Raw genomic sequence first — 25718 nt, 5'->3', positions numbered from 1 at the left:
TACCCCCTATTGGTTTCGGCATGTCAAGACCATTAGGATGTTTGCTTCAGAGTATTAGTTTATTTGCTTTGGGGGATTAGGATACTTACTTTCGGGTATTATTCCCAGTCTTTTAGACCATTACCCCCTACCCTACCCCCCATTGGATTTACTCTGTTAAACCCATTAGGATATTTGCTTCGGTGTATTAGATTGTTACAAAGGGGGTATTGGACCCTACCGTACCCCCCTACCACCTGCCGAAAATCAAACATGCCTTTATTGGATTTAGGGCCTAAGTCCTTAGTATTATAGATATAGTATGCACTGTATTAGACTGCCAAACGCAATATATTGAGTTATTGGGAACGAATAAAATGGAGTTTTTGGGATTAGGTTCAAGATTAAACTACCAAAAGCTGACCATAACGCCTGCCCTCCACCCTTGTCAGGCGGGAATAAAATAGGTCAAAGCCGTATCCATATCGGCTAACTCCGCCGGCGTAAAGGCAATTGAAATCAGGTTGTCCAATGCCATAAAGCCTCCTCTCCTATCCCTTGCGGGATAATGTTGGAACTACTTATCTTGTTTATTGTCGGTTGATTTATCTTTCGTCCCATCGTTGGGCGGTTCGGATTCGTGAACTTCTATGGTATTATGGTATCATAATGACAATTCTTATCAAAGTCCGGGGTTCCGCCGGATTCAATTGTTTTTATCCATGCATCCAGCAAGTCCACTTCACCCCTCCAAAAATTCTTGCAATTTTGCAAATACTGAATAACAGCTTTAACATCATCTTTTTCTGGTGTTGTATTCTTGCCACTTTTTAACAATAGCTTTGCAAGAGTCATATCAGGACCAAAAGAATTTAATTGTGGTGAACCACTCACCAATCCGGACCGAATCAGGCAATCCCTAGCTTTAACGATATCTCCAGATTTAAAGCTTACAAGCCCTAAAATAATATAACCATGATGAATTGCATTTCCGTAATTCCAGTCGTTTTCAAATTTAGAGGATTCCTTTAATAATTTATTCGCATAATCAACAGCCTTCTCAAAAGAACCGGAAATATATGCTTGCTTGGTAATATCCAATAGGCAATAAAAGTAATCTGCCCCCAAAGATTCGCCTAATTGACTTTCCAGCTTTTTTAGCCGGTTAGCCGCAAAACCTTTTTTTTCATTTTCTGCTTCTTTAGGCTTGTCGTGAACCTCATAAAACGTAGTCAAATAGCGCGATATGTCATAGTTTTCAGGCGCAAGAACCTTGGCATTCTTGAGAAGTTTTTCTGCTAAGTTAGGATTAGCGTGAAAAAAGAAATTAGAAGCATTTAAAAGAACCAAGTGATTGTCATTATTCACTTCAATTTGTCTAAGCCATAATTTCTCAATTTTCTTATATAAGTTTGGAGATATAATAGAATCAACCTGCAAAAAAGATGACACTACAAATTCCAAGTCAGGATAATTTGTAATAGCCCATATTAAATGTTCTTCGTATTCCTTTTGATCCTCTTTATTATTGCGAACATAATAACCTATAAGTTGTATGTGAATATCCAAACGAAAAGGCTCTTTCTTTAGAAGGGCTTCAAGCTTATCAACATCGATTTTGTTTAGTTTTTTCCCTTTAAAAACCAACTCAATATTCACAACACTTTTGTAACTGTTGCGTTCCACATCCGTACTATCTATCCTCTTGATATTTTGAAGCGCCTTTTGGAAAATAGCATCATTTTCCCGGTTGGAACAAGATACAATTAACACCCATAGTAATATCAATAGCGTCTTTCTCATTCTTACTCCTTTAAATAGAAGCTACTATAAATACTTTACTGCATAAGTTACTCTTTTGGCGGACATGCCTCACAACATTCTTTATATTTTTGCTCTGCATTTTGAAAAGCGATGTCTTCTTGAGCATTAAGGTTTTCTTTCCCAATCCTGTATAATGCTATTAGGTAGTCAGTAACAGACTGCCCTACGCTAGGAGTAGGATTCACGAGAGAAAGGTAATCACTAGGCAAAGCCTCAATAAACGACACTGTAGCACCCCCAGTCAAAAAACTCCCAACAAACGCCACTGTAAGTTTGTCGTTATTCTTTTCGTGCTCTTTTATTGCTGTATGCCGCGATATGGTTTTTTGGGCACGGCATTCATCAGCCCTTTTGGCCTCTTTGCAATAACATGGATCTCCACCCGACCAAAAATCTATTGTCTTATCTGTTGACTCGTCTGGTAAAGGTTGATCCGGAGAATAATTTGCGAGTTCAGGATTATTAGCACGTACACGTTTTAAGAACTCCTGAAAAGCAAGTTCCTTATCAGATTCATTTTTAAGACCAAACCACCAGTCACCACCATATTCTCCTTCTGTTTGTCCTGTTGGATCTTTCTTCCCGTCTTTTATAGCAGGTCTCCATAACCATTCAAAGATACTTCTTAAAGTATCTCCTTTCTGCACATTCCATTCATTGCCTGTTATATGTTCCAATCCCATTGGATCTCTATACATCACCGGATTGTTTCTTACGTAACTATACAGATTTATCCCACCACTATAGCCAATAGAATCACGGCGGTTAAAGCGCCCGATGCCCGGAAAATACTGCCGCGTGCGGCTGTGATACGAGCCGTTCTCGCTGTCCTTTTCCCTGCCGGCAAATTGATACCGGTTCTGCACACCTTCGGTTGCACTCAAGGTTTCTCCAAACGCCGTGTAATCATAACTATTCACCACAATCTCGCTGGTATTAATTAAGTTTCTTACCGAGCCTAACCCGTCGTGCATGTAGTAGTAAGTACTGCCACTACGTGAAATCGTCAAGTTTTGGTCAAGGAACGGAGTCACGTATTGGGCTGTAAGATTGTTACTACCGTCATAATCCGCAATGATGTTATGACCATCGTACATGTATTTTTCTGTCGTTCCGTTGACCGTCTTGCTGATGCGCCGGCCCATCGCGTCCCATGTGTAGGTTGAGTTGTTGGTCGTTATCGGGTCGTAATATGAAACAACAAGATTATTGTAGTTATACACCCAGCTCGTCACATTCGCGCCTTGTGTCTTCGTAATCATATTCCCGTTCGCATCGTAATCGTACATATTCGTCAAGCTGTTTACCGTATCACTGATTAACTGGCAGGCGTTGTTATAGGCATAATTCGTCACTGTTATAGAGTCCCTCGTCTGCGTTTCACGGTTGCCGACCTCGTCATACGTCCATGTGTTCAGGTAAATACTGTTATTCAGACTATCTTTTTTCTGCTCGCTTGTCAACTGATAAATATTATCATAATCATAATCCACATAATCACCGTTTGCCAAGGTCATCTTAGTCCGGTTTCCCACTTTATCCAGGACATAGGTAAACGACGAAACCGTTGCCGTGGAAGTATGGTTCTCCACTACGGTCAGCCACCTGGTCGGCACGGCGCTGTCATATGTATAATGCGTGTGCGAGCCGGATTTATTCGCCCCGAAATAGAGCTCCGTCCTCTGCCCGAGCTTATTATAATCGTAATCCGCTATTTGGGTAGAGTTCCTCGTGACCGTATCCAGCCGCTTTGCCATGTCATAGGCATACTCTATCTTATCCGTGGTTCCCGAGTCGGGACCGTCCATGCTCTTCCTCGTTCCATCCTCAAAATAGGTGTAATCTATCACCTTTGCCGGAGAATACTTGTTGTTCGTGACCTTTGTCAGGCGGCTCAGGTAATCGTATTCATTGTCCGTATCGGTATTGGCATCGTCCACAGCCAGGACGTTGCTGTTGGCATCCAAGGTATACTGGACAGTTTCAGTGTTACATTGTTTCATTGTTAAACGGTTGTTCTTATCATAGGTGAAACTTGTCGTCTGCCCCATGGCGTCCGTCGTGGAAGTCAGGTTGCCGTTGGCGTCGTAATAGTTCGTGGTGGTGTTGGTGCCGGTGGACCCTGAATAACTCGTGGTTTCCAGGAGATGGTTGTCATAATAAGCGTAAGTGGTATCGACCTTATTGGAATCACGGTAATAGGAAAGCTTGGTGCGCAAGCCGTCCGCATCGTATTCGTATTCGGTGTAATCACCCAGTGGGTTGGTGACACGGGTCAGGCGTCCGCCCTTATCATAGGTATTTTCCGTGTAATAGGGAGTTCCGGCGTTCAAGCCTTCGGCGTCGTAGATGCGCAAGACCTGTCCGCGATTATTATAAGTATATTCGGTGGCATAGGTATCGTTATTGGCAAAGGGACGCTTCTTGGTGAGCCAACCGGCATTGTTATAGATATACCAGGTATCTGTTTCCAGGGCATCGCCATAAGCCGCCTGTACACGGGTCTGCCTGCCGAGATTATCATAGGTAAAATAAGTCTCTTCATTCAATCCGGTCGGGTCTAAAGCGGTCTTTTCCAGCCGTCCGCCTTCATCGTAATAATTGGCAACTATAAGATATGTGCCGGTATCGACCAAAGACCTTGTTGAGTGGATGGTTTTATCGCCCGACATATCGGCATAGTAATACTCGACGTTAGAGTGTTCGGTGCCGATTCCTGCCTCCTTGACATAAGTCTCGGTCACGCGTCCTGCCTTGTCGTATTCGGTGTAGCGGGTAACGATTGCCTGGGTGCCTGCCGGGTTCCTGTATTCGCCCCCCTCGGCATCCCCATCGCCGTCGTCATACCACGGGCCGATAACCTGCGTCGTGCGTCCGGCTTTATCATACACATAAGCAACGGTGATATATTTATTGGCAACGGTATCGTCGGGAGTCTTGACGTATTTCACGCGCTTCAATTCGTCGGTATAGGTATAGGTCTTGTTATTACGGGCGTCTTCTATCCAATCAGCCGAGCCGCAGCCGCAGGATGGGTAATGGTATTCCGTGACATTGCTTTCCGGGTCGGTTACGGTAAGGGTTCGGTTCAAGACGTCATAAGTAGATGTTGTAACGTGAAGTTCCGGGTCGGTGACGGTTAAGCGGTTGCCGTTGGCGTCGTAGGTGTAAGTGGTTTCGGCATAGGTCGGGGTGGCGGTAAGCTGGCGCTTGGTTTTCTTCAACCAGCCGTTATCAAAGTATTCATATTCAACAGTCGCTTCCTCTGCACCCTGCGGGTCATGGGTAGTCTTTTTCAATAAGCCGTTGTCATAGTATTCTTGCTTGGTTTTAATATTTAATCCGGCCGGGTCAAGGGCGGTTTCAGTCAGCCAGCCAACGTCGTTATAGGTATTGGTGGTTTCTATTGCCAAGCCTCCCACGTCTTCAGTCCGTTTGGTGAGCCTATCCATCTTATCGTATTCCAGGTCTATCCGGACGGTCGCGCCGTCGCGGGTGGGGGCGGTAATCTTGGTCTGGTTGCCGCGGTAATCATATTCATAATCCGTATAGACGGTTTTGCCGGTCTGGTAGCGGTAGTCGTAGGTGCGGGTGATATAGCCCAGGATATTAAGGTCGGATTCGTAGATAAGGTTTAAGCCGGACTGGTCGACGGTTTTCTTATACATGTAGCCATAACCGTTGTAAGAATAGGTCGTGGTAATCGCCAAGCCGGAGGGGTCAATACATTGTGAGGCGAGAGTGCCGTCGGCATTGTAGGTGAAATCGGTTTCTTGTTCGATGCCGGTAACGCCTAACGCACGGACGAGCGTAACCATATTGCCGTTGGCGTCGTATTCCATGTAGGTGGTAGTATTAAGGTCGTCTATGATGCGGGTGGGCAAATCCGGATTAGCCGAATCATCATACTGATACCAGGTCTTATAACCGGCGGCGTCTGTGCGTGTGACGACGTTGCCGCGTGAATCATAATCAAAGGTGGAGGCATAGCCGCGTGCGTCTGTCTTTGAGGTCAGATTACGATAGGCATCGAAGGTGGAGGTGACGACGTTGCCTTCCTCATCCATCAGGCTATCGGCGGTATCCTTGACGATATTGAAACCCATAATGCTGGAGGTAGTCGCGCCGAATTCGGTGATGGCCGCTTCGCTTGCATAAAGGTCGCTTGAGATGGTCTTTACTTCACTCAGGGCATTGGTAACCTGAATGAGCCTGCCCAGGCCGTCATAAGCATAGGTAGTCACCTTGCTCAAGGGGTTGGTGCGTGTTTCGATAAGATTGGTGCCTGTTTTGTAAGTAAAATACCACTGCCATTCATAACCGGGCCCTTTCTTAATATATTCCAGCTGGTTAGCGGCGGTATAGGTAAAGGTGGTGACGTTGCCATCCGGGTCTATTGCCGTATCAATCTTGCCGTTAGCGTTATAGTAAAGTGAAATCGCCCGGTTACCCGGTATGGTGATATTGGTAAGCCTGTTTTGGGCGTTATAGGTGCAGGAAATAGAATTGCCGTTACGGTCTTCGATAGTAAGCAGGCGGCTGCCCGAGCTATTAAATGTATAGAGAGTCCGGTCTTTGGTAAGCACTTCGTAGCTTGAGCCGGTATTGGTAATGACGGCATAAGCGCCGTAGACCGAAGACGATTCATAGACGGTATCGGCGTCGTCGTCGTTAAAGGTGATTTTCCTGCCCATGCCGTCCGTCCAGGTGAGGATTTTATCAGCCAGTTCGACGTCTATTTTATGCTGGAAGGTATGGTTCCACCTGGGACCGAAAGCGGAACCGCCGCCTGAGCCGGTGCCGTTGGAATTATAGTATAGGGAGAAATTCTGTGGGAATGAGCCGGCAACCGGGGCGATATTGGTGATATCAATATCAATATTCAAGTTGCCGGAAGCAACGTTGATGATGGAGCCGCCGCCCGTATAACAACCGTTTTGGCAGGGCGAGCCGTATTTACCCTGGTGAGTAAAGCCGATAAGGCCGTTCTCGCCGTCTCCGGCATCGCCTGGTCCGGCGCCGCCGGTGAGATATAGCTTGGACAGGCTGTAAGAGCCGGAGGCAGTATTGATGGCGATATAGCCGCCCGAGCCGCCGCCGCCGGGATAGTTTGAGCCGTTGCCGCCCGAACCGCCGTAAGCGTACATATTTCCGGTGCCGGTAACGACGTGCGCGGAGACAAAGATAGCGCCGCCCGCGCCGCCGCCGCCGCCGTATTCTTCAGAAGTATCAAGCGAACCGTCGGAGCCGGAGGCATATATCATGCCGTTATTGGTGAATGTGCCGGCAGTCCAGAATTCAAGCAAGCCGCCGCCTGAGCCGGCCTCGGCGCTGCTTTGCCCGTGGGAGCCGCCGGAACCCATAGTATCAGGCTCATAGCGATTGCCGTAAGGCTCGCCGGGACTTTTGGAACCGTAGTATCCGTGGCCGCCATAAGCCGCGTGGCTACCGCCTGTGCCGCCGCCCGTATTACCTTCTCCGATCGGCGCGCCGGGGCCCTGTTCGGGGCCGTAACCTGCGCCGTTGGCATCAATAGAACCGCCGCTTTCGATATTGACGATATCGGAATAGATTTTGAACTCGCCGCCGGTTGAGCCGTTATAAGGCGCGACGGTGATGTTTGTAACCGAAGTAACGGTAAAGGTTCCGATATTATAATGCGCGCCGCCGACAGTTTCGTCATCCGCAGGCGTCCAATCAGCGCCGGAATGGTTACCGCCCGTGAGATTCCAGCCGACCTGGAAGGGAACGAAGTTACTGTAAGTATTATCGGTCTGGACATATATGTAATTGTTTACGGCAGACATGTTGGGGATAGTAATGACAATCTGGCTATCGCTCCATGAGCTGATTGTTGCCGGGGTTTCGTAGAGGTAGACCTTGGAATCCCATTGCTGTGGCCAGAAGGAAGAACCGGTGATGGTAATGACATCGCCGGGCAAACCATAGCTGGAGCTTAATGAAGTAATGGAAGGGGTGGTATTGGTGATGGTAAATGTATAGGCGCTTGCATAAGGGCCGTAATTGCCGGCGTTATCGCGCGCGCGGACGCGGCAGTAATATGTATCTTCATCCAAGGCGTCTGTCAAGGTGTAATTAGTGGGGGTAATTCCTGTAACCGAAACCAGGGCATTGCCGTCGTATTCAATAGTAGGCGGGGTAAAATCGGAAGTCCAGCGGGCGATGCCTTTTGAGATACGGAGTTCGTCCATCCAGCCGTCAAAATAATATTCAGTCTCTCCATAATTTCTGCCTATTCTCAAACCATTGGAATCAGAATCATAGGTAGTACTCCTCGACCAATCAGAACCTTTTTGCGAACCATCCCTAAATACTTTTAGCACTCCACTACTCCGAACAACAGCTACATGATACCATGCACCTGTAGATATTCCGGTATCAGAAAAAGTTTGGGACGTTGAAGTTTCTACAAGCCACCAATTTTGACCAGTAAAATCATATCCCAGCCTTAAGTATCCATCTGAATCATTTGCATGCGAAAAAATAACCTGAGAACCTGTTGCATCAAACCTCGCCCAGAAATCTATGGTGAAATCACCGCTCCAAGTCCAGTCCTCGCTATCGGGAATAGTCAAATAATCACCGCTTCCGTCAAACTTAGCGCATCCGTTAAACGTTCCCCATGTATCTGTAATAGATGTGTCTATACAGGTATTATCAAGAACCGAAACGGAATGGTCGGAAACGGAACTATCCGTGAAGGTAGCGGCGCTATTCATATGTAATAACAGTTTTGTCTGGCATTGCGAAGTAAAAGCGGAAGAGGTATCAACCTGTAATTGGTAATCGGCAACGTCCGTATCTGTCACCGCATCCCAATCAAGTGTTGGGGTGGTATCTGTTTTATATTGCCCGTCATAAGGGGTGTAGAGGGTTGGCGTCGCGGGCGCGGTGGTATCCACGATAAAATCCCAGGCAGAGGAAAATTCGCCGTAATTTCCGGCATTGTCACGGGCGCGGACACGCCAATAATATGTATCCTCATCCAAAGCGCTGGTTAAGGTGTAAGAGATAGGAACGATGCTGGCAATAGAAACCAAAGGTTCAAACGCCTCGTATTCGCTATCCGGCAGGTTAGAGCTAAAATCTGACGTCCAGCGGGCGGTGCCTTTGGAGATACGGAGTTCGTCAATCCAGCCGTTTAAATCATTTCCAAACATTCCAGCTCCAATTACTAAAGCCGCATCAAATTCGCTGAATGCTCCACTCCATGCGCCGTAATCCAAGGTAACCGTTTGGCTTATCCCATTAATGAAGACCATTAAATCATTGGTGCTTGTTCCCTTCCGCACGACTGCGATATGATACCATACATCGATATCCGGTGCCCAGGCGCAAGATACAAAAATCGTATGCGCTGTATTTGAATAATTTTGAATCCAAAGCTTATGGTTCCAGTTACCATATACAATACGCCAGAAGTTATTACCATCGTATTTTTGCCCGATTAAATCAACATCGGTTAAACTATTAAACCTAACCCGGAAATCAATGGTGAAATTGCCTGTTCCCATAGTCCAGTCTGCACTATCAGTAGAAGTGATATAATCATCAGTCCCGTCAAACTTAGCGCATCCGTTAAACGTTCCCCATGTATCTGTAATAGATGTGTCTATATAGGTATTACCAAGAACCGAAACGGAATGGGCAGAGGCGGAACTATCCGTAAAGGTAGTTGATTCGTTCATATGTAGAAGCAGTTGAGTTTTATTCTGGGAAGTAAAAGCGGATGAGGTATCTATCTCTATGTGGTAATCGGCAACGTCCTCATCGGTCACCGCATTCCAGGTAAAAGAAGGGGTGGTATCATTGGTAGCCGAGCCATCAGCCGGAGCAGAAAGGGTTGGGGTAGAAGGAGGCGTGGTATCCTCTTCCTCCATCATGAGTTCTCCGTAAAAGCCTTCGGAATCCGGCTTCTGGAATTTCATTTTACTAAAGAGGTTGTCTATCGCGCCGGATTCAATAATATTAATAGATAAATCTTTAGTCGCATTTTTCCTGTTACTGGAAGTTACTTTGACGGTAAAGATGCTCGTGCCGGTAACCGTGGGTGTTCCCGCGATAAGCCCGCTGGCGGCATCCAAAGCAAGCCCTGACGGCAGGGTGCCGGAGACAACCGTCCAGTTATAAGGAGTAATCCCGCCTGAGACAGTTAGCGTCTCGGAATAAGGATTGCCTTTAATGCCCGATGGTAACTGGCTATCTGTAGTTATGGTTATCGGGTCAGCCAAGAGAAAATTACCTGAGAAAACCATTGCCAGGAAAACCAAGGTTACGACACCGCATACTTTTGTGTAGTTCATGGTTAACCTCCTTTATATTGTGGATACTATATCTTTTACCAATCTATTTGTCAAGTGCAATCTCATTTTTCTATACCAAATAAAAAAGGGCGCCCCCGACGTTAGTCGGGGGACTCCCTATTGTCCCCCCGAAAGCATTCGGGGAAGTGGAGCGGGGCAAGGAACCACTGCCGGATTTCTACCTTTCACCCGCTAAAGTGTCCAGTATGACCAGCGATGTAGCCCCTGCCCCAAAGGGCAGAGCCCACATACCGGACACCAATAACATAGCGGGTGAAAGTACTTTGTCTTTTGGTTTAGATTATAGCTGTTAGGCAATGGATGCCAATATAAAAACCGGCTTTTTAATGTTTTTGTTATCCTGTTTTCTTGCCTATACTTTCCGCTTCCACCTAATGCCTTGGGGCGTGTCTTCAAGCGTGATGCCCATCTTGGTCAGTTTGTCCCGGATTTCATCCGATTTCTTATAGTCCTTGTTCTTTCTGGCAAGCTGTCGTTCCTCAATCAGCCGCTTTACCTCGTCATCCAGATTCGTTTCCTCTTCCGATAATACCCCCAGCACCGTATCGAATTGCTCCAGCATCCTTAATGCCATCCCGGCCTTGCCGCTGGAAAGAGCGAGCTTATTCGTATCGCGTACCATATCAAAGACCGCCCCGAGCGCCTCGGAGATATTGAGGTCGTCATTCATCGCCGTATTAAATCTTTCCCTAGTTGCTTCCACTATTTTTTTTACATCATTGGTATCATTTTGGGTAGGATTATCTATCCCGCTCCCCCCGCTTGGGCGGGGTGCCCCGCTCAACTTCGTTTCGGGGACACCCGATGAATAGGGAGTCCCATGGAATGGGGCGGGGATGCCCAAATTATTAATTGTAGTATGGGCAACTATTTCAACCAGGCTGTTCTTAAAATCAAGCAGTCGCTGGACGGCTTTCCTTGCCGCATCCAGACCTTCCAGCGTGAAGTTCAGGGGCTGCCGGTAATGGACGCTCATCAGGGCATAGCGCAGGACGCGCGGAGCAAAGCCCTTGTCCATGATATCTTTTACCGTATAGAAATTTCCGGCTGATTTCGACATCTTCTGGTTATTGACAAGCAAGTGGCGCGTATGGAACCAGTATTTGACGAATGGTTTTTCGTTGGCGGCTTCGGACTGGGCAATCTCGCTTTCGTGGTGCGGGAAGATATTGTCCTCTCCGCCCGTATGGATATCAAAGGTTGCGCCAAGATATTTCATTGACATTGCCGAGCATTCGATATGCCAGCCGGGAAATCCTTTTCCTCCCGATTGGGTCGGGACTCCACTCTCGTTTCGCCAGGGGGAATCCCATTGCATCAGGTGTTTCGGGTCCTGTTTCCACAAGGCGAAATCCAATGGGCTTTTCTTTTCCGGATTAATCTCGATGCGCGCCCCGGCCATCAGGTTTTCCATGGAGTTGCCAGAAAGCCTGCCGTAATCAGGGAATTTCCCCACTTCAAAGTAGACATTGCCGCCTACATTATACGCAAAACCTTTATCGATAAGCTTTTTGATAAGCTCAATCATTTCCGGGATATGTTCGGTGGCCCTTGGGTATAAGGAAGCCTCTTTTATGTTAAGCAGGCGGCTCAAGCGCAGGAATTCTTCTTCATAAAAACGGGCGATTTCATAGGGCGATTTCTTTTCGCGCTCGGCGGCGGCCTGTATCTTGTCTTTGCCGTCCGCGGCGGCTAAATCATCGTCTGTCGTCATATGGCCGACATCGGTGATATTGACTACCTGTTTCACCTCGTATCCGTAATATTCCAGGTAACGGTGTAATATATCCGCCGCGATAAATGAGCGGAAATTGCCGATATGCGGATGGCTGTAAACCGTCGGCCCGCAGGTATACATCGTTACCTGCCGCGGGACAAGTGGCTTGAACAATTCCTTGGATTTAGTCAGGGTATTATATAAATGCAATGTCATGTGTTAGTTAATAAGTTTATACGATAATAAGTTGATAAGATAAGAATTCATTTTACTTTTCTTCCCGGCTTTTGGCGTTCTAAATAGCCTATGTAACCATTAAGGACTTTTTCTGCTTCTCTGCCTTGTGCATATAGTTTATCGAATTCCGTTTGGTTAATATATTTTTCATCCAAAGCGGTATAAAGATTATCTAAAACTTCGTTTAGAGAGCCTCTGGAAATACGGCAGAATTGTATATTTTCTTGATAGTAATATCTGCCGTGCCCTTCAGCGATATTGGATGTAATTGATATTGAGGCGCGCCGTATGTTTGATGTCAGGGCGTATTGTTCGGTTTTGGGGAAGGTCTTGGTTATCTGATAAATTGCTTTGCGGAATTCCCTACCCATCTGCCATACTTTAAGTTGTTCAAATCGTTGATACATAGTTCCCCCTTAGCATCTTATCTACTTAGACTCTTATCAACTTAACATCCCAGCCAGCTCAACATATTTCGTCGGGGCAATCTCTTCAGGGCGCATTGTAGGAGAAATTCCGGTTTTAGTCAATATCTTGTTTATATTAAGATTATTGGGGCTGACTTCCTTTAAAATATGCCCGATGGTTTTTCTCCTATAGCGGAAGATAGTATGGATGGTATCCTTGAATTTGGCGTAATTTTCAATCGGTTTGCGATATGGGATGATGGTTAAAAGCGCCGAGGTAACCTTTGGCTTGGGATAAAAGACATCAGGCGGTATTTTCCGGACTATCTTTACAGCGCCCAGAAGATTAACTAAAATGGTAAAGGCGTTATACTCTTTTGTCTTCGGCCTGGCAGTGAGCCTTTGTGCCATTTCAAGCTGCATCATCAGCGTCATTTCCGAAATCGGCAGTTTGCTTTCAAGCAATGCCATGATAATCGCCCCGCTGGATGCGTAAGGAAGATTTGAAATAATTTTTAATTGCGGATTTCGGATTATCCCGCTCAACTTCGTTTCGGGGACGCCCGATTGACAGGGAGATAGCATGTGGGGGGCGGTTTTTAGATGATAGATGTCAGATAACACCTCAGAATTAATCTTCTCTCCGTCAAGAATGCTGGAGTTAATCCATTTGACGTTGGTTAAACCGGGGTTGATTGATTGTGAAACATGGAAAACCTTTTTATCTATTTCCACTGCCCAGACGTATTTGGCGTTTTGGGCGATGAGTCCTGTCAGCAATCCCGGTCCGGAACCAATTTCCAGTGCGTAATCGTCCTTGGATAATCCGGCTGTTTTTACGATGAACTTCAGGAGGTTCTGGTCAATCAGGAAATTTTGCCCGAGCGAGCGGCTGGTGATGATGCCTTTTTCTTCGAGTATTCCGATAAGGGTGGATTTATTTAGCATTTTATATTGAGTTTGTTTCCCTGATTTTTTCCAGCGCCATTTTCGCCGCCTGCTGTTCGGCTTCTTTCTTGGTTTTTCCCGAACCGGGTCCGTAAATAGTTCCTTCGACTCCGACAGATACCTCAAAAAACGGCTCGTGCGCCGGTCCGGTTGTCTTGATGAGCTTATATTGCGGAACGGAATTATACTCTTTCTGGGTGAAATGCTGGAGCAGGGCTTTGTAGTTCATTTCCTGCGGGCGCAGGCTGATTTCCTCAACCTTTTGGGAAAAGAGATTGTTTATTATGCCGAAAGACGCCTCCATCCCGCCTTCAAGGTAGATGGCGCCGATGATGGATTCGACCGCGTTGGAAAGAATCGACTCCGGCATTTGTTTTATGCCTTTGCCTGTCTGGAGAAATTCTTGCAATCCTTGTTCATGCGCGATATTCGCCATAATCGGACGGCTGACCACTTCGGATTTTATGATGGTAAGCTCGCCCTCCTCTTTATCCGGGAATTTTTTGTAGAGGATATCGGAAATAACCAGTCCGATGACGGCATCGCCCAAAAATTCGAGACGTTCGTTGCTGGGCAGTGTTTCCGTCTTGGCGGATGAATGCCGCAGTGCCTGTTCCAGGAGCGCTTCATCGCGGAAAGTGTAGCCGAAGATGGTGTTCATTTGCTTTGGTATCCTTTCTTCACCCTATGGTGAATAAGAGGATAAGTTGATATGTTGACCCAGCACATAAGCCTTATGTGTTGGGTTATCCTACCATCTTATCCCTATCAGATTGCCCTGGTGATTTCTTCAATCATATCGTGGTTTTCGACAGAAGAAATATCTCCCAGGTTTTCTCCCAGGTATTTCTTTTTTATCACTCCGCGCACGATTTTAGCGGAGCGGGTTTTGGGAAGCCCTTTTACGAATTTCAAAGCCTCCGGCTTAAGGGTCTTGCCCAGATGCTTCACCACCTGTGCCTTTAATTCTTCCCTTAGTTTTTCATCGGCTTTATAAGAGGGATTAAGCACCACAAAACAGACGACTCCTTCGCCTTTGATGTCGTGGGGCACTCCGATGGCCGCGGCCTCGGCAACGGCTTCGTGTTCAATCAGGGCGGCTTCTATTTCAGCCGGGCCGGTGCGTTTGCCGGCCACTTTTATCGTGTCATCACTCCGGCCGTAAAGGAACCAGAATCCATCTTCATCCACTTTTGCCCAGTCGCCGTGGTACCAGACCTGTCCCGCTAATTGCGGGTTATCTTTCCATTTGGAAAAATAAGTATCGAGATACCGTTGCGGGTCGTTCAGGAACCCTTTTGTCATGGAAGGCGCCGGTTTTTTGCAGACCAAGTGCCCGATTCCGCCCCGGATGGGCTTTCCGTTATCATCGAATACATCTATATCCATACCGAGCCCCGGCCCGCGCAGGGTGCAGGGTTTGAGTTCGGTAATGGGAAGCGGGGATAAAAGGCAGCCGACTATTTCCGTTCCGCCGGAGATATTGATAATCGGACAGCGTTTCCTGCCGACCTTTTCAAAGAACCACATGTAAGATTCCGGGTCCCAGGGTTCGCCGGTTGAGCCGAGTATGCGCAGTGTATTCATGGGATATTTATCAACCCACTGGTCGCCGTAAGTGATTAAGAGCCTGATGGCGGTGGGTGAAATACCCAGGGAATTTATCTTGTGGCGCTCTATCATTTCCCAGAGCCTGTCCGGATTCGGGTAGTTCGGCGCGCCTTCAAAGACCACAAATGTCGCTCCAAAGAAAGACACTCCTATCATCTCCCACGGCCCCATCATCCAGCCGATATCGGTCACCCAGAAAAAGGTGTCATCCGGCTTGACGTCAAAATAATAACCCAGCTCCTTTGCCATCTGCGCCATAGCGCCGGCGTGGGTGTGGACCGTGCCTTTCGGCTTTCCGGTGGTGCCGGAGGTGTATATGATGATGGAATAATCTTCCGCTTCCATTACTTCGGTGGGGCATTTTTCGGATTGCTTGTCGGCAATCTCATCCCAGTAGAAATCCCTGCCTTGTTTCATTCCGACTTTTTGCTTGGTGTGCCTGGCGACGATTACATTCTTGACGCTGGGCGCTTTTTCCAGGGCGATATCGGCTTCCTTTTTAATCTCCACCGGCTTGCCGCGCCGGTATCCGCCGTCCGCGGTGAAGAGGAGTTTCGCTCCGGCATCGCTTAATCGGTCGGATAAAGCCATTGAACCGAATCCGGAAAAGACCGGTATCGCCACGGCGCCTATTTTAAGGCAGGCGAAGAAGGCGTAGACGATTTCCGGAATCATCGGCATATAGATGCCGATTTTGTCGCCTTTTTTTATGCCAAGTGATTTCAGGGCGTTGGAGGCTTTGCAGACGTTTTTATTAAGTTCGGAATAAGTGATTTTTTTTACCGAGCCGTCGTCGCCTTCCCAGATAAAGGCGAGTTTTTCGGCAAGTTTCGGGAGATGCCGGTCTATACAGTTATCAACGATATTTATCTTGCCGTCTATAAACCATTTCGCCCAAGGGAATCCTTTTGATTGGTCCAGTATTTTTGAATATGGTTTAATCCATTTCATATTGAGGTTTTTTAAGGCGGCGTCCCAGAACCATTCGATATCAGTGGTGGATTTTTTTATGAGCTCGTCATAGGTTTTAATATTATACTTTTGCATGAAGCGGGTGATATTGCTTTTGGTCTGATAATCACCATACGGTTTCCAGATTATGTCGTTCATAATCAAGCTCCTTATAATAGCGTTATTTTATTGTAATTATAGGGTTAATCGCGTCTTGGTCAATATAAATTGCATGCTATCGGCAGGGATAAATTGTTTGACATACCCCATGTTTTTTGATAAAAACAATTAGTTCCGCATTCAGAATAAAGGAGCAAAATAATGTTCAAAGCTTTTTGTTTAACTGCAAGTGTTTTATTAATGGTGTTTTTATTCGGCCAACTAATATGGGCACAGGATGATATAGAGAAAGATTACGTGGAACAGGAAATCAGGGAAGAGTTAGAGGAAACCATTAGGATAGAAAAAACAGACCGCGGTTTTCTTTATGATTACGGTGGATGGTTAAGGTATTCCACCTTTATTTTTGAAGACCCTGATAAACAAAGGACATTGCGTACATGGGACGGTCGTTTTTGGGCTAAATGCTTAATTAATAAATACCACGAGTTTTATTTCCGCTTCAAAACATTGCTATTTGATTATAACCGCCATGATAGTTACGGCGGCGATGACCATGATTTTATTACGCCCCGTTTGGATCAGGGCTTTTATATGGTGGATTTGGTTGAAGCTTTATACGGAGATGATACAGCCGAGATGGTGAATCCCAAGATAAAAGCGAGTGTCGGCCGCCAGTTTTCATTGTTGGGGACTGGTTTGGTTTATAGCCGGGTGGACGACGGATTGAAACTGAATCTTTCTTTCCCTGGAATTCAAAGCACGGTAATTGTTGCGCAGACCATTAAAACCTCTAACGATATTGACCGTAGCCGTCCCAATCCTGATCGTAGCAGGCGAAGTTTTTTAGGATTGCAGGTGGATTATAAAAGATTAGGAAAACACAAGCCCTATCTTATTTGCTTGATACAAACGGATAATAACAAAGAAACGCCTGATGATGCCGCTCAGGAATATGATTATAACTCCAAATATTACGGCATCGGGATGAAAGGCGTTTTGTTTCCGAGACTCCAATATACGGCGGAATATATTAAGGAAACGGGAAAAAGCTATGCGTCTTTATCAAGTACAGATAAGGAAACTATTAAAGCTTCCGCTTATACTTTTGAGTTAAAGTATCTGCCGAAAACCGTATTAGACCCTGTTTTTACAGTTAAATATTTATTCGGTTCAGGAGATAAAGACCGCGGAAGTGTTACTAATACTATCGGTGGAAACCAGGTGAATACAAACGATACGGGTTTTTTGTCTTTTGGCTATTCTTTAACCGGGTTTGTGCTTCAGCCGAAGATTTCTAATCTTTCGATGTATAGCTTAATGATTTCAGTTAAGCCGATTAAAGATAAAGCCTTATGCCAGGATTCGGAATTAGGCGTTGCTTACTATATGTTTTCGAAAGATAAAAAAGAAGGCGTGATTTCAGACCTTAGCGCGAGCGTTGCCAAGGAAGATATCGGCAAGGAAATCGACCTGTATTTTAATTGGAAGATGCTTTCTGATTTGACATTTTCTTTGAGAGGCGGAAGGTTTACGCCGGGCAACGCTTATCCGGCTACGGCAGATGAAGAAACTTCATTCTTAAGTTTCACTTTAAGCTATTCGTTCTGAGAAAGGAGAAATAAAATGAAAGCGTTCGGGAAAATACTGGCAGTCATTATAATGCTTTTGATACTTAACGGCTTTTCTTACGCTGATACTTCATATTTCCGCGAATTAGTCAATAAAGGCAATGCGACCTATTATGATGCCTGCCGGATTGCTGCCATATTGCAAACAGGAAAGGACAGCCCCAAGGCTAAATTCGAAGAATTAAGAGACGGCCTTTTGGCTGATAAAATTATTCCTTCAAACTGGGGCGATAAGAAAGAAAATGATTTTCTAAGCCGTGAAGAGCTTGCTTATATGTTGTTTAAAATCCTTAAGCTTAAGGGCGGATTAACCGTGAAATTATTCGGGCTTTCACCCAGATATGCTTTCAGGGAATGCGTGGATAAGAAGCTCCTGGCTTCCGGCTATCCTGGTCAGCTCCTTTCCGGAGAAGAACTTATCAGTATTCTTGCCAATTCCGGTGATTACCAGGAAGAAAACAATGACAGGAAAGAAGTTTCTACTCCCCAAGAAAATAAACAACCGGTAACTAAAAGGGAAAAAGAAGAGCCCAAAAAAGAAATTAAGGAAGAAAAGAAAACAGGAAACAAAGAACCGGTTAAGGAAAAGCCGGCAACTAAGAAGTCGGAAGAGGAGGAAAAATAATATATGATAAAAACGAAAGTCTGTTTGATATTGGTGTGCGGATTGTTGCTTTGTGGCCTTAATGCATTGTCGCAGGATGCCGGTGATTTCGGTAAAGCTGCCGCAGAAAAATCTGCAGATGAGACTAAGCCGGAGGTGAAACCAGAGGTTAAGCCGGAAGCAAAACCCGAATCTAAACCGGAATCCGGAGGTGAGGTTTTAGAGGTTACCGTTGATGCCGTAGAAGGCGAAGTGGAGGTGAAATTACCCGGGGAAAAAGAATGGATTCCGGCGGAAAAAGGAATGAAGCTTAAAGAGGGGACACGTGTTTCAACCGGATTTAAGTCGAAGATAGTATTATTGTTTGCTGATAACAGCACCGTGGTGGTAAAGCCGTTGACCCAGATGAATATCAGCCGTTTTGAACAAAAGGGTGCTACGGTGGAAACAAACCTTAAAATACGGGTTGGTTCTATCCGTGTTAAGGTAACTGAAGACCAGCCTGTTAAGACAGACATGAAGATTTCCACCCCGAATGCAACCGCATCGGTGCGCGGTACGGAAATAGAAGAGGTGGAAAGTTCACAGCATTTCGGAGATTCGATTTCAGTGGATTCCGGTGAGGTTCAATATGATACCCAGGAAGGGTCAATGCCTGTAGGCGGAGGTGAAACAACTAATGACACCCTGATAAACCCCATTGAAAATGCGATTATGGATACAGTTGCCAATATTGCTCCGAACGGAGTGACCAGTGATGAATTTTTGAATTCATTTAATACCCCTGCTACCGGCGGTGACCTGATTAGCGATGCTAATTCGGAAACGAATAATCCCGTCCTGGATAAGATAGAAGAGCAGGAAAAACCGACTGATGAACAGCTTAATGAATATAATAATTACGTTCAGGACTTGGTATGTCCCATATGCGGTTATTACCCTTGCATATGCGGCGGAGAGCCACAATTATTCACATGCCCGGGATGCGGTTATCCATCATGTTCGCTTTGCCCTGAATGCGGACTTTGTCCCGGTTGTTGTGAATGTGGGTTTGTTAATTAGCGGCATTTTGAATAGATTAAATCGTGGAGCATAAACCATCTTCTTGGAAAGCCTATCTTATCGGCTTTTCCATTATCCTGCTGGTTATAATTTTTAGTTATACGCCTTCTTACCAATGGATAGAAAATAAATTTCTTGATTTCCGTTTCCAGTTCAGGGAACCCATTCCTCTTTCCAACCAAATTACCCATATTGATATTGACGATAAGTCGCTGGAAGTGATCGGACGCTGGCCTTGGTCTAGGAATAAACACGCTGAACTTTTGGATGTTCTTTACGACCTCGGAGCAAAAATGGTTGCTTTTGATGTGGAGTTCTTTGAACAGTCTGACAGGGCTTTGCCTAACCCGAAAGAAATCCAGGGCGCGGTCGAAACCTCATTACTGAACAATCTTCCCGATAAGAATTACTCCCCTCAAGAATATAATGAATATGTTTTGCAACTGCAGAATAAAATCGCGGAAGAAATAGCTGATAGGGCTGATGTTGATAAACAGTTTTCAGGAGCTATAAAATTCTGTAAAAATATTTATCTTGCCTCTAACTTTATCAAGGATAAGCCGAAACAGCCTGAAACATTTGAAGGAATCCCTTTTCACATCCCTTATTTGACTGAACGCCATCGGATAATACCGCAGGAAAATCATATTCAATTACCGGTTTTGAATTATGCCAAAGGGATTGGTTTTGTGAATATCGATCCTGATTCAGACGGAATCCTAAGGCATGTAAAGCTTGTGAGATTGTATAACGGGAAAATATATTCTCAATTGGCTTTCAGGGTTGCTTGTGATACTCTCGGTATCCGGCCGGAGATGATAGATATTATTCCGGGGAAACATATAGAGCTAAAAAGGCAGAATCAGCCGCCTATCATTATCCCCATAGATGAGCAGGGGCAGGTGGTTATAAACTGGATGGGAAACCGCGATGTCGCATGGAATAATATTTTTGAGCATATCCCCTATACATATCTAACCGAATATTTTCGCAAGACCGGACTTAAATCAGAAGAAAACCTTGGGCTCAAAGAAGAATACGAAGAAATAAAACGGAAATTGATTCCTAAAATAAAGGACAAAATATGCATAATCGGGATGGTCGCCGGAGGTAGCACTGATTTGAAGCCGACTCCCAACGCCCCGATGGTTCCGGGCGTAATGATGCATTCGGGTATTATGAATATGATTCTTACAAATAATTTTATACATAAAGCTTCTGGATTGATTAATATCCTTATAATAGTTTTAATCGGGGTGTTGGTTACCTTGATTGCAGGCCATTTAAAGCCTTTTGTTTCAGCTGTTTTAACTGTTTTAGTACTGGTAATTGTAACATTTATCGGGTTTAAACTATTTTCCGGATCCGGTTTATGGTTTGATCTTACCGGTCCGTTAACCGTTGGGTTCTTCGGTTTTACTTCTATTAAAGTCTACCGAGCGATAAGTGAAGAGCAGGCCAAACGCCATATCCAGGGGGTATTCGGCCGTTATTTAGCTCCTGAGGTCGTCAGCGACCTGATTAAAAATCCTGATAAAGTAAGGCTGGGCGGGGAAAAACGCGTTATGACCGTTTTCTTTTCTGATATCGCTAACTTTACCAATAAATCCAGTACCTTGGGGCCCGATTTGGTTATGGAATGGATAAACAAATATTTGACCGCCATGACCGATATTATTCAGGAGAATGGGGGCATGATAGATAAATACGAAGGCGATGCGATTATGGCACTTTTTGGTGCTCCATTGATAACGCCCGACCATGCCAAAAGATGTTGCTGGGCGGCGTTAGACCAACGAAAAGCATTGCCCGAATTGAACAAACGCTTTGAAAAGGAAAATTTGCCTCTGGTCGATATCCGAATCGGCATAAATACCGGGCAGATGATTGTCGGAAACCTGGGTTCATCGAGGGTGCTGAGCTATACGGTTATGGGCGATGAAGTTAATTTAGCAAGCCGGCTGGAAGGAGTGAACAAATTTTATCATACCGGCATAATGATAAGCGGTGAGACATATAAGCAGGCAAAAGATTTTATAGAGGCAAGGGAACTTGATACAATCCGTGCAAAAGGAATGCAGCGGCCGGTTAATATATACGAACTAATCGCCAAGAAAGGCGAAGCCGTGGAGCAAGAATTGGACTTGACGGCAACTTATGAAAAAGCCTTGAAAGCTTATCGTGAACGCAATTGGAATGAAGCAATAGAGGCGCTTAAAATATGCCGGAAGATAAAACCTGCTGATGGCCCTACGACCCTACTTTTGGGGCAGTGCTTGAAATACCAGCAACTGCCTAAAGATGAAGTTCCGGAATTAATCAATACGCTTACTTCGAAATAATATCATTCTATCGTGTATCATTCCGTGCTTGAAACGGAATGACAAATCCATAAAACCACCTTTGACAAACCACTATGTCTTCTTAAGGTGTTTTTACTTCCCTTAAGAACTTGGCACAAGGTTCCGGCAAAGCCGTGTTTATAAACATCCCGCTTCCCAACTCAAAACCGGCCGCTTTGGAAATCCTGGGAATTATTGATATATACCAGTGGAAATATTCGGTCTGGCATAGTTTTGTCTGGATAGAACGGATGGTGTAATTGAAATCAGGGTTATTCAACCCATGATAAAGCTTTGCCAGGACCGTTTTCAGTATTTTTGCCATGTCGGCCATTTCCTTGTCCGTAATATCATCAAAACATGAGCTGTGCCGGCGCGGTTGTATCCACAGATGGAACGGCGAAAGCGCGGCGTAAGGGATAAAGGCGGCAAAATGCTCTGTTTCCATGATGATTCTCTCTTTTGTCCTGAGCTCATCGTTTAAAGTGTGGCAGAAAACGCATTCACCCGTATCGTCAAAGTAGCGGATTGCCTCTTCCATCCGCTGGCGTATCTGGGAAGGCACTACCGGCGTTGCCACGAGCTGTGAATGAGGGTGCTCCAATGATGTGCCAGCTCCCTCTCCGTGGTTTTTAAAAATGATGATGCTTTCAACCCGCTCATCCTGTTTTACAGCTTGATATCGGTCTCTATAGGCCCTGATAATATCTGCCACTTCATTCACGCTTAAAAGGGCAGTTGTAATATTGTGTTTCTGGTGCTCTACGATAACTTCATGGTAACCCACTCCGCTCATCGAGCGTTGTGTCCCGTCAAGCTTTCTTACCTTTTTCCCTTCAGGGGCAAGGGCTGCGAATTTATTGGGAACAACCCGTACTCGCCATGATTTCTCGTCGCCCACCCGGCAAGTTTCCGGCGGCGCTTGTTTCTCGTTCCCCGGGCAGAAGGGGCAATTAGGCTGGTAAGGGGGCAGTTCTTTCTTATCCGCATCTTTTTTTACGAATTGGTCCGGCCGCTTTGCCCTTTCCGTTGCAATGATTACCCAGTCGCGGCTGATTAAATTCTGTCTTAATTCTGACATATATTTCTCCTTTCAAATATTTAATATACGTGATATTCCGAATGGTACATAGATAAGGGCTAAAACTTCCCTTATTGTCATTCTGAGCGTAGCGAAGAATCTCACCCGAGACCCTTCCCCCGAAAGCCTTCGGGGTCAGGGTGACAGTTTGGAACTTATCTATGCCAGTCTGTAATGGTCATATTATATTTCTAACATAATAAACGGTCAAGTTGTTTGACCCGAATAATTTACGAACTATTTTTCCAATAGCCTTATTGCCGTGGATTTGATAAGAAGCCGGACCGGTTTACCTGGAGCAAGCCCCAAATCTTTAACAGATTCATTCGTTACTGAAACAGTCAAAGGAACTCCGCAATCTATTTCCACCCAGGCAAAATATCTTCCCTGAATTATTCGCTTGACGGCTCCTTCCAAGGCATTCCGCGAGCTTGAATGTATGGATTCCTTTATATCGGATACGATAACGATTGATTCAGGAGGAATACAGACAACCACATTTTCGGTATTGGGTTTCTGACCGGCCACCAATAATGTTTTGGGTGATTGGGCTGTTCCTGTCATTAAAGAAACCGTTACAATGCCGTTATCCGTTTTAACTACCCGCCCAGGTATGATGTTTTTAATGCCGATAAATTCCGCCACTTCCCGGCTGGCCGGATTAGCAAAAACCTCCTGTCCGCTCCCGCTCTGGACTATTTTTCCTTTTACCATAACCATGAATTTATCCGCCAGTTGGTATGTTTCATCCTGATTATGGGTGACAAAAACAGTCGCGCATCCGGACTGGCTTAAAATGGGAATGAGGTCTTCGATCAATTCACGCCGGACCGTTTCATCCAAATCGCCGAACGGCTCATCCATCCATACAATCATGGGGTTGAGTATCAATCCTCTCGCCAGCATTATCCGGCGGGCTTCACCGCCGGAAACTTTTAGGGCATTGCGATTAGCCAGGTGCTCTATCCTAAACTTCTTCAATATCCCTGAAACGCTCTCATCGGCTTCAGCTTTAGTCGTTCCCCGTATTTTTAAGCCGATGCTGACGTTGTCTTTTACCGAACGGTTATATAAAACAGGCTTTTGGGGGATAAAAGCGGTCAAACGGTGATAGCCGAGAGTATCATGCCGATTTCTTATTTCCTTCGCGTCAAAGATTATCGTTCCGGTTGCTGGTTTTAATAATAATGCTATCGCCTGCAAGAATGTGGTTTTGCCCGCCCCGTTCGGTCCGATTATTGCCACCTTTTCTCCGGCATAAAGGTCAAAGCTCGGAACAAACAGGGAGAATGTGTCTGGCCCGTTGTATGCAAAACTCAAATCACGGACAGAAAGAACACTCGACGTCATTTTATCCCTTTCTGCTGGATTAATGTCAGGGCAAGGTTGATGGCAAAACTAAGGATTAAAAGCACCGCGCCCATCCAGAGTGCGTTTTCAAAGTGACCCATCCTTGTCTCTTGGAGAATACCGGTGGTTAGGACCACGGTATCGCCCTTGATATTACCTCCGACCATCATTACCGCACCGACTTCGGATATGATGCTCCCGAATCCTGCCATAACCGCAACTAATATGGTAAGTTTGGACTCATGGAAGATTATGCGGAATAATTGAAGTTTGGTTGCGCCCAAAGCAATGGTCTGGCGGATGAGTTCCGGTTCAATCCGCTGGATGCCGGCAATGGTAAAGGCGGTGATAAGCGGCAGGGCGATTATCGTTTGGGCAATGACCATGGCCGTTTTGGAATAAAGCAATCCCATAAAGCCCAAGGGACCGCTGCGCCATAAAAGAAGCGCAACGACCAATCCGACTAAAACCGGCGGCAGTCCCATTCCGGTATTGACCAATGCGATGAACCATTTCTTCCCGCGGAACGAAGATAACCCGATGACGATTCCGGCGGGTATGCCGATAAGTCCGGCGATGAGCAGAGAAATCCCGGAAACCTGAATTGAAGTTTTGATAATATCAAATAAGCCATTCATTTTTATTTTACCGGATAGAACAGCGGTTCGCCGTATTTATCCTTGCCGAAGCCGCCTATCAGTTTTTGGGCGTCTGCTGACAGAAGGAATGTTAGCCAAGCAAAAGCCCCCTCATAGTTTACCCGAGAGAACTTTTCCTGGTTTACAGTTATAACGCAATAGATGTTTAGTAATTCCTGAGAGTTTTCTACTATGATTTTTGATGAGAGCTTCGATTTAAATGCCAGATACGTTGCCTTATCTGTTAAGGTGTAACCATTTTTGTCATTAGTAATTTGTAATACCGTTGCCATTGAGCTTTGTGATTTGATATACCAGTCGCCTATAGGCGTAATAGCGGAGTTAGCCCACAAATCTAATTCCTTTTTATGAGTTCCTGATTTATCAGCGCGCGATACAAAGATAGATTTAGTCTCGGCGATTTTCTTAAATGCTTCCGATGCTGACAGTCCCCCCGCACAACCCGCCGGATCTTCCGGAGGCCCTACAATAATAAAATAGTTATACATAACAGGGAGCCTGTTCTTGCCAAACCCCTCTTTCATGAATGCCTCTTCGTCTTTCGGAGAATGGACCACAAGGACGTCCGCATCGCCGCGCTTGCCCATCGCCATCGCCTCCCCCGACCCGACCGCAATCGGCTTTATATTGAAACCGGTTTCTTGCCTGAACTTTTCCATCAATACATCAAGCACACCCGTATCATTAACGCTGGTCGTGGTTGCCAGGATTACATCTTTGTTTTCCGTCTTCTGTTTACAGGCAACCGGAATAATTAAAAACAAGCTGATTAAAGATATGGATAATCTTTTGCTAAAGCGCATAATTTAAATTATTAATAAATTCGAACAAAACCACTCTATTCGGTCAT

15 protein-coding genes are annotated in these 25718 nt (G+C 45.5%); 4 read left to right on the top strand and 11 right to left on the bottom strand.

The window, feature by feature from the left end:
• Nucleotides 1-627: 627 nt before the first annotated feature.
• From HY811_11895 to HY811_11865, 7 genes are all read right to left on the bottom strand, one after another.
• Nucleotides 628-1782 carry a hypothetical protein gene (locus tag HY811_11895; protein MBI4835504.1) on the bottom strand — a complete coding sequence of 385 codons (1155 nt, stop codon included), beginning with the start codon at nucleotides 1780-1782 and terminating at the stop codon, nucleotides 628-630.
• 47 nt (nucleotides 1783-1829) lie between these two features.
• A complete protein-coding gene (locus HY811_11890) occupies nucleotides 1830-10127 on the bottom strand; it encodes an IPT/TIG domain-containing protein (GenBank protein MBI4835503.1) in 8298 nt (2765 codons plus the stop codon).
• Between the two features lie 373 nt (nucleotides 10128-10500).
• Entirely contained in the window at nucleotides 10501-12081 is a 1581-nt protein-coding gene (locus HY811_11885) for a cysteine--tRNA ligase (GenBank protein ID MBI4835502.1), read from the bottom strand.
• A 47-nt stretch (nucleotides 12082-12128) separates the two neighbouring features.
• Entirely contained in the window at nucleotides 12129-12509 is a 381-nt protein-coding gene (locus tag HY811_11880; protein MBI4835501.1) for a four helix bundle protein, read from the bottom strand.
• Nucleotides 12510-12545: 36 nt separating this feature from the next.
• Complete coding sequence (gene rsmA, locus HY811_11875) at nucleotides 12546-13457, bottom strand: ribosomal RNA small subunit methyltransferase A (GenBank protein ID MBI4835500.1); 912 nt, start codon at nucleotides 13455-13457, stop codon at nucleotides 12546-12548.
• A gap of 1 nt (nucleotide 13458) precedes the next feature.
• Complete coding sequence (gene rnc, locus HY811_11870; protein ID MBI4835499.1) at nucleotides 13459-14118, bottom strand: ribonuclease III; 660 nt, start codon at nucleotides 14116-14118, stop codon at nucleotides 13459-13461.
• Nucleotides 14119-14225: 107 nt separating this feature from the next.
• The gene (locus HY811_11865; GenBank protein ID MBI4835498.1) at nucleotides 14226-16178 is read right to left on the bottom strand and encodes an acetate--CoA ligase; all 1953 of its coding nucleotides are present in this window, start codon (nucleotides 16176-16178) and stop codon (nucleotides 14226-14228) included.
• Nucleotides 16179-16340: 162 nt separating this feature from the next.
• On the opposite strand from HY811_11865, the gene HY811_11860 reads away from it, so the two are divergent.
• From HY811_11860 to HY811_11845, 4 genes are read left to right on the top strand one after another with little or no spacing between them, the layout of a single operon-like run.
• Nucleotides 16341-17750, top strand: coding sequence for an alginate export family protein (locus tag HY811_11860; GenBank protein MBI4835497.1), 1410 nt, complete (start codon nucleotides 16341-16343; stop codon nucleotides 17748-17750).
• A gap of 15 nt (nucleotides 17751-17765) precedes the next feature.
• A complete protein-coding gene (locus tag HY811_11855) occupies nucleotides 17766-18395 on the top strand; it encodes a hypothetical protein (GenBank protein MBI4835496.1) in 630 nt (209 codons plus the stop codon).
• A 3-nt stretch (nucleotides 18396-18398) separates the two neighbouring features.
• Nucleotides 18399-19436 carry a FecR domain-containing protein gene (locus HY811_11850; protein MBI4835495.1) on the top strand — a complete coding sequence of 346 codons (1038 nt, stop codon included), beginning with the start codon at nucleotides 18399-18401 and terminating at the stop codon, nucleotides 19434-19436.
• Nucleotides 19437-19459: 23 nt separating this feature from the next.
• Nucleotides 19460-21778 (top strand): adenylate/guanylate cyclase domain-containing protein, encoded by a 2319-nt coding sequence (locus tag HY811_11845; GenBank protein ID MBI4835494.1) that lies wholly within the window; start codon nucleotides 19460-19462, stop codon nucleotides 21776-21778.
• Nucleotides 21779-21860: 82 nt separating this feature from the next.
• Here HY811_11845 and galT read toward each other — a convergent pair whose 3' ends face one another.
• From galT to HY811_11825, 4 genes are all read right to left on the bottom strand, one after another.
• Nucleotides 21861-22859 (bottom strand): galactose-1-phosphate uridylyltransferase, encoded by a 999-nt coding sequence (gene galT, locus HY811_11840; GenBank protein MBI4835493.1) that lies wholly within the window; start codon nucleotides 22857-22859, stop codon nucleotides 21861-21863.
• Between the two features lie 237 nt (nucleotides 22860-23096).
• Nucleotides 23097-24209: an ABC transporter ATP-binding protein gene (locus tag HY811_11835; GenBank protein ID MBI4835492.1), complete on the bottom strand. Its 1113-nt coding sequence runs from the start codon at nucleotides 24207-24209 to the stop codon at nucleotides 23097-23099.
• Nucleotides 24206-24847 (bottom strand): ABC transporter permease, encoded by a 642-nt coding sequence (locus tag HY811_11830; GenBank protein ID MBI4835491.1) that lies wholly within the window; start codon nucleotides 24845-24847, stop codon nucleotides 24206-24208. The genes HY811_11835 and HY811_11830 overlap by 4 nt, the downstream gene beginning before the upstream one ends.
• Nucleotides 24848-24849: 2 nt before the next feature.
• Complete coding sequence (locus tag HY811_11825) at nucleotides 24850-25671, bottom strand: substrate-binding domain-containing protein (protein ID MBI4835490.1); 822 nt, start codon at nucleotides 25669-25671, stop codon at nucleotides 24850-24852.
• Nucleotides 25672-25718: the final 47 nt, after the last annotated feature.

It is taken from the genome of Planctomycetota bacterium, assembly GCA_016207825.1.
Classification (GTDB): Bacteria; Planctomycetota; MHYJ01; order JACQXL01; family JACQZI01; genus JACQZI01.
Note: the sequence above shows the minus strand (reverse complement) of the source record. Positions and strands in the feature narration are given on the sequence as shown.

Bases quoted from the DNA above. Each gene is read 5' to 3' on its own strand.
- HY811_11895 (MBI4835504.1), bottom strand. From the start codon at position 1,782: ATGAGAAAGACGCTATTGATATTACTATGGGTGTTAATTGTATCTTGT.
- HY811_11890 (MBI4835503.1), bottom strand. From the start codon at position 10,127: ATGAACTACACAAAAGTATGCGGTGTCGTAACCTTGGTTTTCCTGGCA.
- HY811_11885 (MBI4835502.1), bottom strand. From the start codon at position 12,081: ATGACATTGCATTTATATAATACCCTGACTAAATCCAAGGAATTGTTC.
- HY811_11880 (MBI4835501.1), bottom strand. From the start codon at position 12,509: ATGTATCAACGATTTGAACAACTTAAAGTATGGCAGATGGGTAGGGAA.
- rsmA (MBI4835500.1), bottom strand. From the start codon at position 13,457: ATGCTAAATAAATCCACCCTTATCGGAATACTCGAAGAAAAAGGCATC.
- rnc (MBI4835499.1), bottom strand. From the start codon at position 14,118: ATGAACACCATCTTCGGCTACACTTTCCGCGATGAAGCGCTCCTGGAA.
- HY811_11865 (MBI4835498.1), bottom strand. From the start codon at position 16,178: ATGAACGACATAATCTGGAAACCGTATGGTGATTATCAGACCAAAAGC.
- HY811_11860 (MBI4835497.1), top strand. From the start codon at position 16,341: ATGTTCAAAGCTTTTTGTTTAACTGCAAGTGTTTTATTAATGGTGTTT.
- HY811_11855 (MBI4835496.1), top strand. From the start codon at position 17,766: ATGAAAGCGTTCGGGAAAATACTGGCAGTCATTATAATGCTTTTGATA.
- HY811_11850 (MBI4835495.1), top strand. From the start codon at position 18,399: ATGATAAAAACGAAAGTCTGTTTGATATTGGTGTGCGGATTGTTGCTT.
- galT (MBI4835493.1), bottom strand. From the start codon at position 22,859: ATGTCAGAATTAAGACAGAATTTAATCAGCCGCGACTGGGTAATCATT.
- HY811_11835 (MBI4835492.1), bottom strand. From the start codon at position 24,209: ATGACGTCGAGTGTTCTTTCTGTCCGTGATTTGAGTTTTGCATACAAC.
- HY811_11830 (MBI4835491.1), bottom strand. From the start codon at position 24,847: ATGAATGGCTTATTTGATATTATCAAAACTTCAATTCAGGTTTCCGGG.
- HY811_11825 (MBI4835490.1), bottom strand. From the start codon at position 25,671: ATGCGCTTTAGCAAAAGATTATCCATATCTTTAATCAGCTTGTTTTTA.